The following is a 14,581-nucleotide window of genomic DNA, read 5'->3' as shown; positions in this document are numbered from 1 at the left end:
GGGAGACCTGCGTGATTGAGAGCAAGCTTGGTGGCACCACCAGTGGTGTGGAGTTTTGCGATTTGGTGGCGTTTTCCGCCAGATGCGGCATGAGTTGCGCGGAGCACGTACCGGCACCGCAGAGCGCGTGGTCCTGCCATGCATAGGCTTGCCGAACGGTTTCACCGCCTCACCCTGGGTTCGCCCTGGCTGGTCTGGCTGCTGCTCGCTGCATTGCTTGGCGTCGCCGCATGGCAGGCGCAGAACTTCCGCCTCGACGCCTCCACGGACTCCCTCATCATCGAGGGCGACAAGGATCTCGCCTATTACCGCACGATTGCCGAGCGGTATGGATCGCAGGATTTTCTGGTCGTTACTTATTCCCCGGCGGGCGATGCCGGGCTGTTTTCAGACGCGACCCTCCAGCATCTGAAGCGTCTTCGCGATGAGCTTGCCGATCTGCCTTTTGTGGATTCGGTGATGAGCATTCTGGATGTGCCCTTGATCCAGAGTCCGCCGGTCACCCTGCGCGAGATCCAGCAGGAGCAGCGCACGCTACTCGATGAGGACACCGACCGGGAGCTGGCCAAGAAGGAGTTCCGCACCAGCCCGCTCTACGAAGACCTCGTGATGAACGAGGAGGGGACCGTCACGGCGCTGCTGGTCAACCTGAAGCCGGACGAACGTGCCAATGCGTTGCTTGATCGCAGGCAGTCGCTCCGCCAGAAGCGGGACGCACCGGGTCAGCAGTTGAGCGAGGCGGAGCGCCAGGAATTGGCGCGCGTCGAGGCCGCCTACGATCAGCAGAAGGCGGAGAATCAGGCCGAGCTGCAGCAGCGCATCGACCGGGTGCGTGGCGTACTGGACAAGTATCGCGACGAGGCGTCGATCTTCCTCGGTGGCGTGCCGATGATGGCTTCCGACATGATCGACTTCGTGCGCAACGACATTGCCACCTTCGGCGTGGGCGTCGCGCTGTTCATTCTGCTGCTGCTGGCGATCTCTTTCCGGCGCCCACGCTGGGTGGTGGTGCCATCTGCCATCTGCGCCGCAGCCACCCTGGCAACCGTGGGCTACCTCGGCTTCATGGATTGGCGGGTGACGATCGTCTCCTCCAACTTCATTTCGCTGCTGCTGATATTGAGTCTCTCGCTCACCATCCATTTGGTGGTGCGCTACCGCGAGCTCCACGCGCAGCGGCCCGACGCGCTGCAGCAGGATCTGTTGCGCGGCACGGTGGAGAGCAAGTTCCTGCCCTCGGTATTCACGGTGCTGACCACGGTCGTGTCTTTCGCCTCGCTGGCCGTCAGCGGTATCCGCCCGGTTATCGATTTCGGCCTGATGATGACCGTCGGCGTCTGCTTCGCCTTTGTACTGACCTTTGTCATCTTCCCCACCGCGCTTGTACCGCTGCGCCCCGGAACGCCCGCCGTGGACGGTCGCGACATGACGGCCCATATCAATCGCGGCTTGGCCCGCTTCACGGAACGTGCGCCCACGGTGCTGGGCATCGGTTTTCTGCTGATCGCCGTGGTGGCAGCCGTCGGCATTTCACGGCTGAGTGTCGAGAACCGCTTCATCGACTATTTCCACGAATCCACCGAGATCTACCAGGGCATGGTGGTCATCGATCAGGAGCTTGGTGGTACTACGCCGCTGGACGTCATCATCGATGCCCCGCAATGGTTTGAGGAGGAGCAGCAGGCACTGGCCGAGATGGATCTGCCGGACCTCGGTGGCGGCGGACTGACGGCCGAGAGCTACTGGTACAACGCGCGCAATCTGAAGCAGGTGGTGGATATTCACGACTACATCGACGCCCAACCGGAAACCGGCAAGGTGCTGTCGATGGCCACGACGACGCGCATGTTCATGCTGCTCAATGCCGGGCAGTGGCCCGGCGACTTCGTGCTGGCGCTGCTGCACCGCATGATGCCGAAGGAATTGAAGGAGGTGCTGTTCGACCCGTACATGGCGGATGACGGCAATCAGGTCCGTTTCGCCGTGCGGGTCGTCGATTCCGACCCCGACCTTCGCCGCGACGAGTTCCTGGATCGCGTACGCAGTGACCTCATTGAGCGCTTCGAACTCGAACCCGAGCAGGTGCACCTGACCGGGCCCATGGTGCTCTACAACAACGTCATCCAGAGCCTGTACCAATCGCAGGCCCAGACGCTCGGCGTCGTCTTTGTGGCCATTGGGCTGATGTTCCTGCTGCTGTTCCGGTCCGTGAAGATGGCAGTCATCGGGGTCGCCCCCACCGTGCTGGCCGCTCTCACCGTGCTCGGTGTGATGGGCTGGTTTGCCATTCCGCTGGACATCATGACCATCACAATTGCCGCCATCACCATCGGCATCGGCGTGCACGACACGATTCACTACAGCTATCGCTATCGCGACGAGGTGCAGGAAAACGGCTACGAGGGTGCGACGCTGCGGTCCCACCTCAGCGTAGGCCGCGCCATGTTCTACACCACGCTGGTGGTGACCCTGGGCTTTTCCATTCTCACCCTGTCCAATTTTGTGCCGACGATTCTGTTCGGTCTGTTCACCGGCGTCGCCATGGTCTTTGCCTTGCTGGCCAACATGACGCTGTTGCCGCTGCTGCTGCAGCGCCTGAAACCTTTCTAAATCGCACTATTCGCCGTGGGGATGGTGCCGTGCCTGAATGCGCTCGAGAGCGAAAGGCATCGCATCCACCCCCCAGAACAGTTCGTCGTCGGCGAACAGGGTGGGAACGCCGAACACGCCGCGGGCAATGGCGGCGTTGGTGCTGTCATGCAGCGCCTGCTTGACGGAAGGGGCCTGCAGGCGGGCCTCGTCCACCGCCAGTGCATCCGCCAGCGTGCTCACCGTGCGTGCGTCTTCGGCATCCTCACCGCGAGTCCAGAGGGCATCGAAGATGGCCGCAACTGCTTCACGGCGGTTGTCCGCAGCCAAGCAGAGGCGGAGATAGGGCAGTGGCACGAAGGGATGGCGCGGCGGTGGCTGGAAGGGAATGCCCTGCCGGCTCGCCAGCCAGTGCAGCCAGCGGAAGGTCCATTCGCGCTTGGGCGGAATCTCCGCCGGACCCTTCTGCCCCCAGTGCTTCAGCAGCCCGGCAAAGAGCACGGGCTGGAAGCGCACCTCGATCCCCTGTGGCAAGCGGTCCAGGGCGTGAAAGGCCAGGTAGGCGAAGGGCGAGATGAAGTCGAAGTACCAGTCGACTGTTTCGATCTGCGCGGACCCATCCTGCGCCATGGCGCCCTTTCTCCCTAGTGTGTGGCGAGCTATTCCTCGTAGCGTAGCGTGGCCAGACCGACGGCGGTGTCACCGCTGGTATCAGTGACTTCGAGCTTGGCGGATGAGAAGGTAAACAGCAGCGTGCGGTCGGCCTGCTCACGCGCGATCACCGACCGCAGCGGTTCGTTGTAGATCACAGGGGCGAAGCTCTGGCAGCCGTCGGGTGGCAGTTCGTCACGCTGCGGGGGGCAACGGTCGCCGCCCTCGCTGGGCGCATCCTTGTGATCGATGCGCGCATATTCCTGGATGGCGTCGGCGCCCTGAGCGGCATCGATACGGTAGGCAACGAAGCCGCTGAAGGCGTCCTCGCGCTCCGCGGCGCTGATCTGTGCCGGAATGGAGAGCAAGCCCGCGTCCCTGCGGCCCGCCTGCGGCAGAAACTGGAATGCCAGCGGCTCGTATTCGGCAAGGCTGTAGGCATAGGCGCCTTCCGGCAGTGCAGGCACCGCTTCGGCCAGCGGAGTGGGCGCGGCAAGTGTGCTGACATCGAAGACACGCAGCTGATAGCGGTTGCCGACCCCCACGCCGTTCTCGCCTCCGGCACGGCCGATGGTCAGCAGAAAATCATCACCCAAGGCGTCAAAATAGGTCGCAAAGCCAGGAATCTCGACCTGCCCCTCCAGTGTCGGCGCGTTCGGATCCGAAAGATCAAAGGCGAAGAGCGGATCGGTGAATTCAAAAGTCACGACAAATCCGCGCGTACCGAGAAAGCGGGTCGCGCGAATGGTCTCCTGCGGCTTGTCACTGACAAAGTCACGAATGGCCGCAATCTCCTCCATGGAGGCCACGTCGAAGACCAGCAGGTGGTTGAGCTGCCGGAAGGGCAGGCCGGGGCCACCGAAGCGCCCTTCGGTGGCGGCGACGCGAAGCGCGCCGTCGAACTCACTCAACTGGTAGCTGTTTTCGACCCAGCCGTCGGCGACGGCTACGCCGCCCGGCACAGCACTACCGTCACCCACCGCGTAGCGATAGATGGCGGTCTGCTGGCGCTGGGCCTCGTCGAACCACCAGCCCCCGCTGGTTTGCAGCAGATAGATATTCTGTTGGCTGCCGTAGAGCTGCCATGCGTTATTGATCGTGCCAATGGTGGCCGGCGCGCTGCCGTCGCTGTCGATACTGGTGATCATCATCATGCCCAGCCGCGTGCCCACCTCGGGGCGTACGATGGCGCTGCAGGCTAGTGTTGACGGGGCGTCATTGCCGTTGCGCTCCTCGGGAAGCAGGTCGGCGATCGGCGTCTGAGCCACTGCGTTGCGAATGCGTTCACTGATCTCGCTTTCGATGCGCTGTACCGCGTCGTCATCACGCGCGGCGCGCGCCCGCGGATAATCCTCGGAGATGAGGCGCTGGAAATCCTGGTCTTCGCGCAGCGCGGACGGTGATGGGAACCCGTACTGCGTCACGACGTGCAGTCGATCCTGAACGCGCCGACTTCCGACGAGCTGGCCGTCCGTGACGAAGCGGTGGAGCAGGGACGGTGCATCGGCCGAGCTGACATCGTAGAACTGCAGCTCCGTTCCGGAAGCAAAGGGCTCCGCACCCGGCGGCGTGCCGATCGCTTCGTCCGTCGTCGCGATACCCGCGCTCACCGCGGGCGCTTCCGGATAGAAAAGGAACTGCGCCTCAAGCAGCACTAAAAGCCGGCGGTTGGGGACATCCAGATACATGCCCCGCGCGCGGCGCTCCGAATCCAGAGCGATGCGGCTGCGGATCACGGGAGCGGAAGGATCACTGCTGTCGATGATGACGACCTCGTTGGCATCCCGGCGAAGGAAGTACAGATCCGCGCTGCTCGGGTCGGCTTCGACGAGGTCGGCCTCATCCACGCCCGCTTCCTGCGTATTGGTTTCGGTGACCGTGCGATCCCCGCTGGGCGGAGCGGATACCGTCGGACCATCCGCGCCTGCCTCGGCGTCGGTGCCGTCATTGTCGCCGTCGTCAGCGCCGTTGCCACCGTCATCGACATCCGTCTCGCAGCCGAAACAGCCGCCGCCATAGGCATAGCCGGTCAGGTACTCCTGAGTGAGCTGATCCGCGTAGTAGCCTTTGAATGCGTCACAGTCTTCAAACGCCGACTGTGCCAATTGGTTCTTTGGCGTAACGCGTGACGTCGGATCGGCCGAATCGCTCGCCGCGCTTCCCCCGCCCGAACCCCCGCATCCCGAAATCAACCCGAGAACGAGGATGCCGAGCAGTGCGGGCGCAGGGAGTGCAGGACGTTGTAGACGCATGGGTAGTTCCGCAGGGTGCAGGAGTGTCTAATGTACGCCTACCGAACTGTCTTGCCCATGTCGCAGGCCAGCCGACGGCTGCAGCAAGGCGATCAAAGGGGCTCGATGGTGGTTGTCCGCGGGCTGCCCGCGCGTTGGTCGTATTGGACTAGCCTCATGGCACGAAGCGTGCAACGCTTGACGCCCTCTCCTCCATTGGAGCGTGGCGCAACGTGCCTATCCAAGCCAGCATCCATCACCTCACCCAGTATCGCTACGACCGTCCGGTTACGCTCGGGCCGCAGATCATTCGCCTGCGTCCGGCGCCGCACAGTCGCACGCGGGTGATCTCGCATTCGCTCAAGGTCAGTCCCCGCGACCACTTCGTCAACCACCAGCAGGACCCCTACGGCAACTGGCTGGCGCGCTTCGTTTTCCCCAAGCCGGTCACTGAACTGCGCATCGAGGTCGACCTGGTAGCGGACATGACGGTGTACGACCCCTTCGACTTCTTCGTGGAGGAGGGTGCCGAGTACTGGCCCTTCGAGTATCCCGAAGATGTGCGCGCCGATCTGCGTATCTATCGCGAGACCGAGCCGGCGGGCAAGCGCATGCAGGCGCTAGTGAACAGCATTCCGCGCGAACGTGAACGCAGTGTGGACTTCGTCGTCGCGCTCAATGCGCGTATCGCCAGGGAGACTGCCTACGTCATCCGCATGGAGCCCGGCGTGCAGACGCCTGAAGAAACGCTGGCACTGGGGTCGGGGTCCTGCCGGGACTCGAGCTGGCTGCTGGTGCAACTGCTACGGCATCTGGGATTCGCCGCGCGTTTCGTATCCGGCTATCTCATCCAGCTCAAACCGGATCTGAAGCCGATTGATGGCCCGGCAGGGACGGAAAAGGACTTCACCGATCTCCATGCCTGGGCCGAGGTCTATCTCCCCGGAGCGGGCTGGATCGGTTTGGATCCCACCTCCGGGTTGCTGACCGGCGAGAGCCATATCCCGCTCGCCGCGACGCCGCACTACCGGCTGGCGGCACCCATTGCGGGTTCGGCGAGCCATGCGGAGGTGGACTTCGACTTCGATATGCGCGTGACGCGGGTAGCCGAACATCCCCGCATCACCAAGCCGTTCTCGGACGAGGCCTGGCAGGACCTGCTGGCCCTGGGCGACAAGGTGGACGCAGCCCTTCGGGACGAGGATGTCCGTTTGACTATGGGTGGAGAACCCACCTTCGTCTCCATCGACGACTTCGAGTCCGAGGAATGGAACACCGCTGCCGTCGGCCCGAGCAAGCGTGTTTTTGCCGATCGTCTGATCCGTCGCCTGCAGGCATGCTTCGCGCCGGGCGGTTTCCTGCATTACGGCCAGGGCAAGTGGTACCCCGGCGAAAGCCTCCCGCGTTGGACCTACTCGCTCTACTGGAGACGGGACGAGCGGCCGATCTGGCGTGACCCGGCCCTGATCGCCCCCGAAGATGCCGATTGCGGTGCAACGCCAGAGCAGGCGGAGCGCCTGTTGCAGACGGTGGCCATCGAGCTCGGCCTGAAGCCGGATCTGGTGGTGCCTGCTTTCGAGGACCCGGCGGTGTGGTTGTTGCGCGAAGCGCAGCTCCCCGACAACGTCTCGCCCGACAACCCCGAGCTCGAGGATCCCGAAGCACGACGGCGCATGGCGGCGGTGTTCGCGCGCGGCCTGAACGAAGCCACCAGCTTCGTTCTGCCCGTACAGCGCTGGCAGGCGCGTTCGGGCGGGCATCGCTGGCAGTCGGAGCGCTGGAAGCTGCGGCGCGGACATCTCTTCCTGGTGCCGGGCGACAGCGCGGCGGGCTATCGACTGCCCCTATCCAGCCTGCCGCATGTGCCGCCAGCCCGATACCCCTATATCCATCCGCTCGATCCGACGGTGCCGCGCGGGCCTCTGCCGGAGTTCGCACCGCCGGAGAGGGGTGCTCGAGAGCAGCCTTTCCGGCGTGTGGAGAGTCCTCGCGGTGCACAGCGGCGCGTCGAGCAGCAGCAGAGCGAGCTGGAAGGCGTCGTCCGCACGGCGATGTCGGTGGAGCCGCGCGATGGCCGCCTCTGCGTCTTCATGCCGCCGGTGGAACGCATTGAGGACTATCTTGAGCTGGTGGCGGCTGCCGAGGCTGCCGCCGGCCGTCTGGGCCTGCGCGTGCATATCGAAGGGTACGCCCCCCCGTCCGATCCGCGCTTGAACGTCATCCGCGTGGCGCCGGACCCCGGCGTACTCGAAGTCAATATCCACCCGGCGCACGATTGGCGCGAATGCGTCGTCACCACGGAGGCGATCTACGAAGAAGCGCGCCAGACGCGGCTGGGGGCCGACAAATTCATGATCGATGGGCGTCATACCGGCACCGGCGGCGGCAACCATGTCGTGGTCGGCGGTGCGACCACCCTCGACAGCCCCTTTCTGCGCCGTCCCGATCTACTGCGCAGCCTGATTCTGCACTGGCAACGTCACCCGAGTCTGTCCTATCTGTTTTCCGGCTTGTTCATCGGGCCCACCAGTCAGGCGCCGCGAGTCGACGAGGCGCGCCACGACGGTCTCTACGAACTGGAGATCGCGCTGGCACAGATTCCGAATCCAGGGCAGGGGGAGGCGCCGTCGCCATGGCTGCTGGACCGGCTGCTGCGCAACCTATTGGTCGATGTCACTGGCAATACCCATCGCGCCGAAATCTGCATCGACAAGCTGTATTCACCCGACGGACCCACGGGGCGCCTTGGCCTCATTGAGTTCCGGGGTTTCGAGATGCCGCCGGATCCGCGCATGAGTCTGGCGCAGCAGCTCTTGATCCGGGCGCTGGTTGCGCGTCTGTGGCGCAACCCGGTCACGGGGCGCCTGGTGCGCTGGGGCACCAGCCTGCACGATCGCTTCATGCTGCCGCATTTCGTCTGGCAGGATTTTCTCGACGTGCTGAGCGACCTGCAGCAGCACGGCTATCCGATGCGCCCGGAGTGGTTCGAGGCGCAGGCCGAGTTCCGCTTTCCGTTCTGCGGCGAGATCACGGTGGAAGGCGTCCACATGGAGTTGCGCCAGGCGCTCGAGCCCTGGCACGTGCTTGGCGAGACCGGTGCCATCGGCGGGACGGTGCGCTACACCGACAGTTCCACCGAACGCCTGCAGGTCAAGCTCTCTGCGGCCGATCCGGAGCGCTACATCGTGACGTGCAATCGGCGCGCTGTGCCGCTCTCCGCTACCGGGATGCAGGGCGTGTACGTGGGCGGGGTACGGTACAAGGCCTGGCAACCGGCCATGGCGCTGCACCCCGCCGTCGCCGTGCACGCGCCGCTGACCTTCGACCTGTTCGATACCTGGAGTGGCCGTGCAATCGGTGGTTGCGTCTATCATGTGGCGCATCCCGGTGGCAGGAATTACGAGACCTTCCCGGTTAACAGCAATGAGGCCGAAGCACGGCGGCTGGCGCGCTTTGAAGCCCATGGACACAATCCGGGCCACTATCGTCCGGCCACGGAGGCCCGTCATGCCGAATTCCCGATGACGCTGGACCTCCGGCATCCGGTGGCGGTATAGCGCATGGCAGGACAGGCTGCCAAGCGCCATCCGCGGTTGGCCGAACTCCTCGCTCACTACCGCCCGCCCGCTGGCGTGTCGGACGAACTGGTCGACGCCAACGGCAGCATTCGGCCGGTCTGGCAGCCCTTCATCGACTACCTCGCAGGGTTGTCCGGGGAAGAGATTGCGCGCCGCTTTGCGCGCGGTGATCGCTACCTGCAGGATGCCGGTGTCTACTATCGCCAGTACAGTGAGGAAGGGGCCGCGGACCGGGACTGGCCGCTGAGCCATGTGCCGGTGCTCATCGACGAGAGCGAGTGGCAGACCATCGTCAAGGGCATCCGCCAGCGCGCCTCCCTGCTCGAGTCGGTGGTGGCGGATTTCTACAGCGCCAACCGACTGGTCGCCAACGGGCATCTACCCGCCTCGCTGGTCGCGCGCAATCCGGAATGGTTACGCCCCATGGTGGGCGTGCGCCCGCGCTCCGGACACTTTCTGCATTTTCTGGCCTTCGAGATCGGCCGTGGCCCGGACGGCGGGTGGTGGGTGCTCGGTGATCGCACGCAGGCGCCGTCGGGGGCTGGCTTTGCCCTGGAAAACCGCATGGCGACCTCGCGCGCCTTTTCAGAGCTGTTTCCGGAGGTCAATGTGCATCGTCTGGCCGGATTCTTCCGTGCCTTTCGCGATGCCCTGCAGCGCATGCGTGTAGAGGATGACAGCCCGGTGGGCATTCTTACGCCGGGTCCGCTCAACGATACCTACTTCGAGCACGCCTATATCGCGCGCTATCTCGGCTTCAGTCTCCTGGAGGGGGAGGATCTGACGGTGCGCGACGGTCGCGTGATGCTGCGTACGGTGTCCGGGTTGCGGCCGGTCTCGGTGCTGTGGCGCCGCCTGGATGCAGCCTGGTCCGACCCCTTGGAGTTGTTCGAAGGTTCCCGCATTGGTACCCCTGGCCTGGTGGGCGCTTTGCGACGCAACGGGCCCACCATGGTCAATGCCCTCGGCGCCGGCGTGCTGGAGATGCGTGCTCTGCTGGCTTTTCTGCCGCGCATCTGTGAGGCGTTACGCGGTGAGGCGCTGGCGCTTCCCAACATCGCGACCTGGTGGTGCGGTCAGACCGCGGAGCGTGGGCATGTCAAGACGCACGCGGAGCGCATGACCATTGGCCAGGCACTGGCAACGCAGCTTCCCTTCCGTGTTGACGAGAATGCGGTGATCGCGGGCAATCCGGTGGGCGATCTCGGGATGCCGCTGGAGCAATGGGTGGATGCCCACGGTGCCGACCTGGTGGGGCAGGAGGCTGTGACCCTGTCCACGACGCCGGCGCTGGTCGACGGTGCGCTGGTGCCGCGGCCCATGATTCTGCGCGTCTTCGCCGCGCGGACCCCGGACGGCTGGCAGGTCATGCCCGGCGGCTTCGCCCGAATTGGCCATTCCGGCGATCCCACCGCCGTGGCCATGCAGGCGGGCGGCTCGGTGGCGGATGTCTGGGTGATGAGCAAGGCGCCGGTCAGCGAGGAGTCGATGCTGGCCGACGGCGAGTCCTTGCCAGCGCGCAATCGCTTTGGGTCACTGCCTAGCCGCGCTGCGGACAATCTGTTCTGGCTTGGTCGTTATGTCGAGCGCTCGGAAGGATTCTTCCGCCTGCTACGGGCCTATCATGCCCGCTTCGCCGAAACCGCCGGCAAAGAAACGCCGCTGCTGAGCGCCATGCGGGAATATCTGGAAACAGCCGGTGTCGAGCCGGACCAAGGTATCCCCGATGGGTTGATGACCACGCTGCAATCGGCACTCGCCAGCGCGGGCCGCGTGCGCGATCGTTTCTCAGTGGATGGCTGGACGGCGCTGTCGGAACTGGCGCGCAATGTGCAGGCGCAGGTCGGCACGGTGGCACCAGGCGACGATGCGGCACGCGCCATGGGTGCCTTGCTGCGCGGCATCAGCGGATTCTCGGGCCTCATGCACGAGAATATGTACCGCTTTCTGGGCTGGCGTTTCATGAGCATCGGACGCGCACTCGAGCGCGCGCTGTCGATGAGCATTCTGCTGTCGGTCTTTGCCGATCCGGACAGCCCCGACGGCAGCCTCGATCTCGTGGTGGAGGCGGGTGACAGCGTGATGGCGCAGCGACGACGCCATTCCGTCAGCACCACGCGGGCGACCGTCATCGACCTGATGGCATTGGACGTGCTGAATCCGCGCTCCGTGCTGTATCAACTCGGTGAATTGCAGGATCACGTGCATACCTTGCCCGGAGCGGTGGAGGAAGGCCGGCCCTCGCCACTGTCGCGCGCCATTCTGCAAATCCACAGCACGCTGGCGGTAGCCAGCCCGGGTACGCTCGACACTGCGGTCCTGCGGCAGTTGAGTGCCGATATCGCGGCACTGTCGGAGCAGGTCTCCGCAGCCTATTTCGAGTGACGCCCCATGCTCTACGAAATCCGACTGCGCGTTGCCTACAACTACGAGAGCCTTGCCGAGGCAGGTCGGCAAACACTCTGCTTGATGCCGATGGATCTGCCCGGGGTGCAACGCGTGCTGGAGGCTGATCTGGAGATCAGCCCGGCACCGGATGAGCGTGTTGAACACAGGGATTTTTTCGGGAACCACCACATCGATCTCGCCTACCGCGCCGCCCATGCCGACGTGGTCTTTGCCCTTAGCGCGCGGGTCGAGCGCGAGTTGCTGCCGCCGGTGCTGGATATGTCGCCCCTTCCCGCCGCGCTTGCGGATGAATTGGCGGGCATCCGTTCGCTTGCGCCGGACGCCCCCGTGCATTTCATCGGGGCCTCACCGTTGGTGCCCGCCATTGCCGACATTGCCGACTATGCGCGCGCGTGTGTGCAGCCGGGAACGTCCGCATTTGAAGCAGTGCGAGCGGTGGGCGCGGCATTGCACGGCGACCTGCGCTACGACAGCGAAGCGACGGAGGTCGATACTCCGATCCGTGAGGCCTTTGCGCAGCGTCACGGCGTATGTCAGGACTTCTCCCACATCATGATCGCGGCGCTCCGATCCATTGGGATTCCTGCTGGCTATGTGAGCGGCTTTCTGCGCACCGAACCGCCGCCCGGGCAGCCGCGCCTGGAGGGGGCGGACGCAATGCACGCCTGGGTACGCGCCTGGTGTGGCTTTGAGATGGGGTGGGTGGAATACGACCCCACCAACGACCTGATGGTGAGTGCCGACCACGTCGTGATCGCCTACGGACGCGACTACTCCGATATTGCGCCGGTCCGCGGCAGTTTTCGGTCGTCGGGATCGCATACCAGCGAACAGGCCGTGGACGTGCTGCCCATCGAAGCATGACGCACTGCGGTGTGGGGCTTTAGCGCCTCGGCAAGGCACCTTATCGAGCTGGCGATCACAGCGGAATCGTCGAATCGGTGTCAGCCGAGGTGCAAGACATGCCCTCTGCGGAGGAGGCTTTGTGTGTGCTGGGTATATTCAAAACAAAAAAGAGCCCTCTGTGGTGAGGGCCCTTTTTGCTGCAGCTTATTGATTCATTTGGTGGGCCGCCAGGGACTCGAACCCCGAACCTACTGATTAAGAGTCAGCTGCTCTACCATTGAGCTAGCGGCCCGCGCAACGTCAAAACTGGGGTGGACGATGGGACTCGAACCCACGACAGCCGGAATCACAATCCGGGACTCTACCAACTGAGCTACGCCCACCATATGCCGCCGGCGGAGGTGACCTCCGGCGGGCCGCGGATAATAGCAGAACGTGCTCGCATCTCAAAGCGTAGGTGTGCACCGCAGGCCGCCGTGTGGGGCGGTATCAAGGCCTGCCACGCCCGTGCAGCACGTCGATTCCGGACAATGGCCGCGATACTGCCACAGTCGACCTCCCGCGGAGCCTTGGCCTGTGCGAGAATGCGCAGCCCGTCGGGGCGTAGCGCAGCCTGGTAGCGCATCTGCTTTGGGAGCAGAGGGTCGCAGGTTCGAATCCTGCCGCCCCGACCATTTCCTCTGTGGCCCCTTTTCCGGCTCTGACCGGCCCGCCCCAGGCTATGTCTGCCATAGAGCGCGGCCTTCGCCCGCTCGCGAGCGGCGCTTGAAGGCACTCCCGGTTCCACTCCTGCCCCCTTCGCATTGCAGCACCGTCCGCTAGGTGGCTTTGCGCGAAATTGCTGTTGGCGCCGCTAGCATGTACCCGTGCGCTGCCCAGAACCTTCGCGCAACAGAATGGAACGCCTCACCCTTTTCTGACGTGTACGAAGGTAGGGCCAATTTCTCGCCAAGTGACGGGATGCAGGAGGGCGCGTGCTTTTTCTCAATGCCATGAATGGCTTAGCGGGTTGATGCTGCGCGTTGTGGTCCGTAGGGTGACAGCAAGCGCTTGCGTAATCGGTGGCCTTGAGGCGGTTCGTGCGTCCGTAGTCGCTCAGGCGTATCAGTGCGAGCGTCGCGCAATTGCAGCCCACGTTTGTGGCTGAGGCGGTGCGCAGCAGCACCACTAGAGATCATTGACTGGGGAGAAGTCAGATGAATAACAAAATTCTTTCGTTTGTGATTCTCGCGGGTTTTGTCGGCATGGCCGGCGCCAATGAACTGGGAACGAGTCCGCACTACCTCAATGTCATGGGGCACTACATCGTGACCGATGATGAGCGGGGCGCGGAAGGCGATGGCAGCGGTTTCCTCACGGGATATGGCTACCGCTTCAATCCGAACCTGTCCCTCGAACTCCAGTTCGTGGCGAATCAGCACGAAACGGACGCTGGCCCGTTCACGGACTTCTACCAGTACGGCGGCGGGGCCGACCTGATGTATCGCTTCATCGGGCACGACGGCGTAGACCCGTTCATCATCGCCGGCATCGGTGGCGTCTACGACGACGTACTGCCGGATAGTGAAGACAGCTTCAATTTTCAGGCCAACGCGGGCCTTGGCCTGCTCTCGCAGGCGCTGACTGAAGCAGGTCTGCGCCTGCGTCTTGAAGGGCGCTATCTCTACAACACCTTCGACTATCAGGGCTCGAGCACGCTGTCCGACTGGCGCATTGGCGCGGGCCTTCTGGTCCCCATCGGCTCGAAAGTCATCGAACGAGAGGTGGTACGCGAACGCGTGGTCACCGAGACGAAGACGGTTCAGGCCGATATCGTCGATAGCGACGGCGATGGCGTCCCGGATCGCAATGATCAGTGCCCCGATACGCTGCAGGGCCTTGCGACCGATAGCCGCGGCTGTGCTTCGCAGAAGCCGCAGGTCGTCCGACTCAAGGGTGTGCACTTCGAACTCGACTCAGCCCAGCTGAAGCCGGGCGCACGATCGATCCTCCGCGATGTGGCCGACTCGCTGAAGGGCGAGCCGAACATGCGTGTGGAGATCGCGGGTCACACGGACAGCCAGGGGTCTGCGGCCTACAACCTGAACCTCTCACAGCGGCGTGCCAGTGCTGTGAAGACCTTCCTGATCAACCAGGGCATCGACCCCACTCGGATGGACGCCAACGGGTACGGCGAGTCGCGCCCGGTGGCCAGCAATGAGACCGCGGCGGGCCGGCAGGAGAATCGCCGGGTTGAATTCAAGGTGCTGAACTAGCCCGTTCTGCACAGGCTCCAGA

Annotated in this window: 7 protein-coding genes and 3 tRNA genes; 6 read left to right on the top strand and 4 right to left on the bottom strand. The window is 64.1% G+C overall.

The features are described 5' to 3' along the window. Window positions 1–138 precede the first annotated feature (138 nt). Complete coding sequence (locus tag ACOOFO_RS13070) at window positions 139–2,610, top strand: efflux RND transporter permease subunit (RefSeq protein ID WP_420427190.1); 2,472 nt, start codon at window positions 139–141, stop codon at window positions 2,608–2,610. Window positions 2,611–2,616: 6 nt separating this feature from the next. Here ACOOFO_RS13070 and ACOOFO_RS13065 read toward each other — a convergent pair whose 3' ends face one another. After that, complete coding sequence (locus ACOOFO_RS13065) at window positions 2,617–3,219, bottom strand: 2-hydroxychromene-2-carboxylate isomerase (protein WP_420427189.1); 603 nt, start codon at window positions 3,217–3,219, stop codon at window positions 2,617–2,619. Window positions 3,220–3,248: 29 nt separating this feature from the next. Further along, complete coding sequence (locus tag ACOOFO_RS13060; RefSeq protein WP_420427188.1) at window positions 3,249–5,345, bottom strand: beta-propeller domain-containing protein; 2,097 nt, start codon at window positions 5,343–5,345, stop codon at window positions 3,249–3,251. 359 nt (window positions 5,346–5,704) lie between these two features. Between ACOOFO_RS13060 and ACOOFO_RS13055 the strand changes: the two genes are divergently transcribed. Genes ACOOFO_RS13055 through ACOOFO_RS13045 form a run of 3 tightly spaced genes read left to right on the top strand, consistent with a single transcriptional unit; the run spans window position 5,705 to window position 12,322 of the window. Further along, a complete protein-coding gene (locus ACOOFO_RS13055; protein WP_420427187.1) occupies window positions 5,705–9,028 on the top strand; it encodes a DUF2126 domain-containing protein in 3,324 nt (1,107 codons plus the stop codon). Window positions 9,029–9,031: 3 nt separating this feature from the next. After that, a complete protein-coding gene (locus ACOOFO_RS13050; RefSeq protein WP_420427186.1) occupies window positions 9,032–11,434 on the top strand; it encodes a circularly permuted type 2 ATP-grasp protein in 2,403 nt (800 codons plus the stop codon). A 6-nt stretch (window positions 11,435–11,440) separates the two neighbouring features. Continuing rightward, window positions 11,441–12,322: a transglutaminase family protein gene (locus tag ACOOFO_RS13045; RefSeq protein ID WP_420427185.1), complete on the top strand. Its 882-nt coding sequence runs from the start codon at window positions 11,441–11,443 to the stop codon at window positions 12,320–12,322. Window positions 12,323–12,521: 199 nt separating this feature from the next. On the opposite strand, the gene ACOOFO_RS13040 is transcribed toward ACOOFO_RS13045, so the two are convergent. Together ACOOFO_RS13040 and ACOOFO_RS13035 are read right to left on the bottom strand one after the other, a co-directional pair. Next, window positions 12,522–12,596 (bottom strand) — tRNA-Lys (locus ACOOFO_RS13040). A gap of 15 nt (window positions 12,597–12,611) precedes the next feature. Beyond that, window positions 12,612–12,687: transfer RNA gene (locus ACOOFO_RS13035), tRNA-His, on the bottom strand. A 214-nt stretch (window positions 12,688–12,901) separates the two neighbouring features. Between ACOOFO_RS13035 and ACOOFO_RS13030 the strand changes: the two genes are divergently transcribed. Further along, window positions 12,902–12,978: transfer RNA gene (locus tag ACOOFO_RS13030), tRNA-Pro, on the top strand. Between the two features lie 522 nt (window positions 12,979–13,500). After that, window positions 13,501–14,559 (top strand): OmpA family protein, encoded by a 1,059-nt coding sequence (locus ACOOFO_RS13025; protein ID WP_420427184.1) that lies wholly within the window; start codon window positions 13,501–13,503, stop codon window positions 14,557–14,559. The last annotated feature ends 22 nt before the right edge of the window (window positions 14,560–14,581 follow it).

Source organism: Algiphilus sp. (assembly GCF_965216485.1).
Taxonomy (GTDB): domain Bacteria; phylum Pseudomonadota; class Gammaproteobacteria; order Nevskiales; family Nevskiaceae; genus Algiphilus.
The sequence above is the reverse complement of the archived record's forward strand: the minus strand, read 5'-3'. Positions and strand labels throughout refer to the sequence as shown.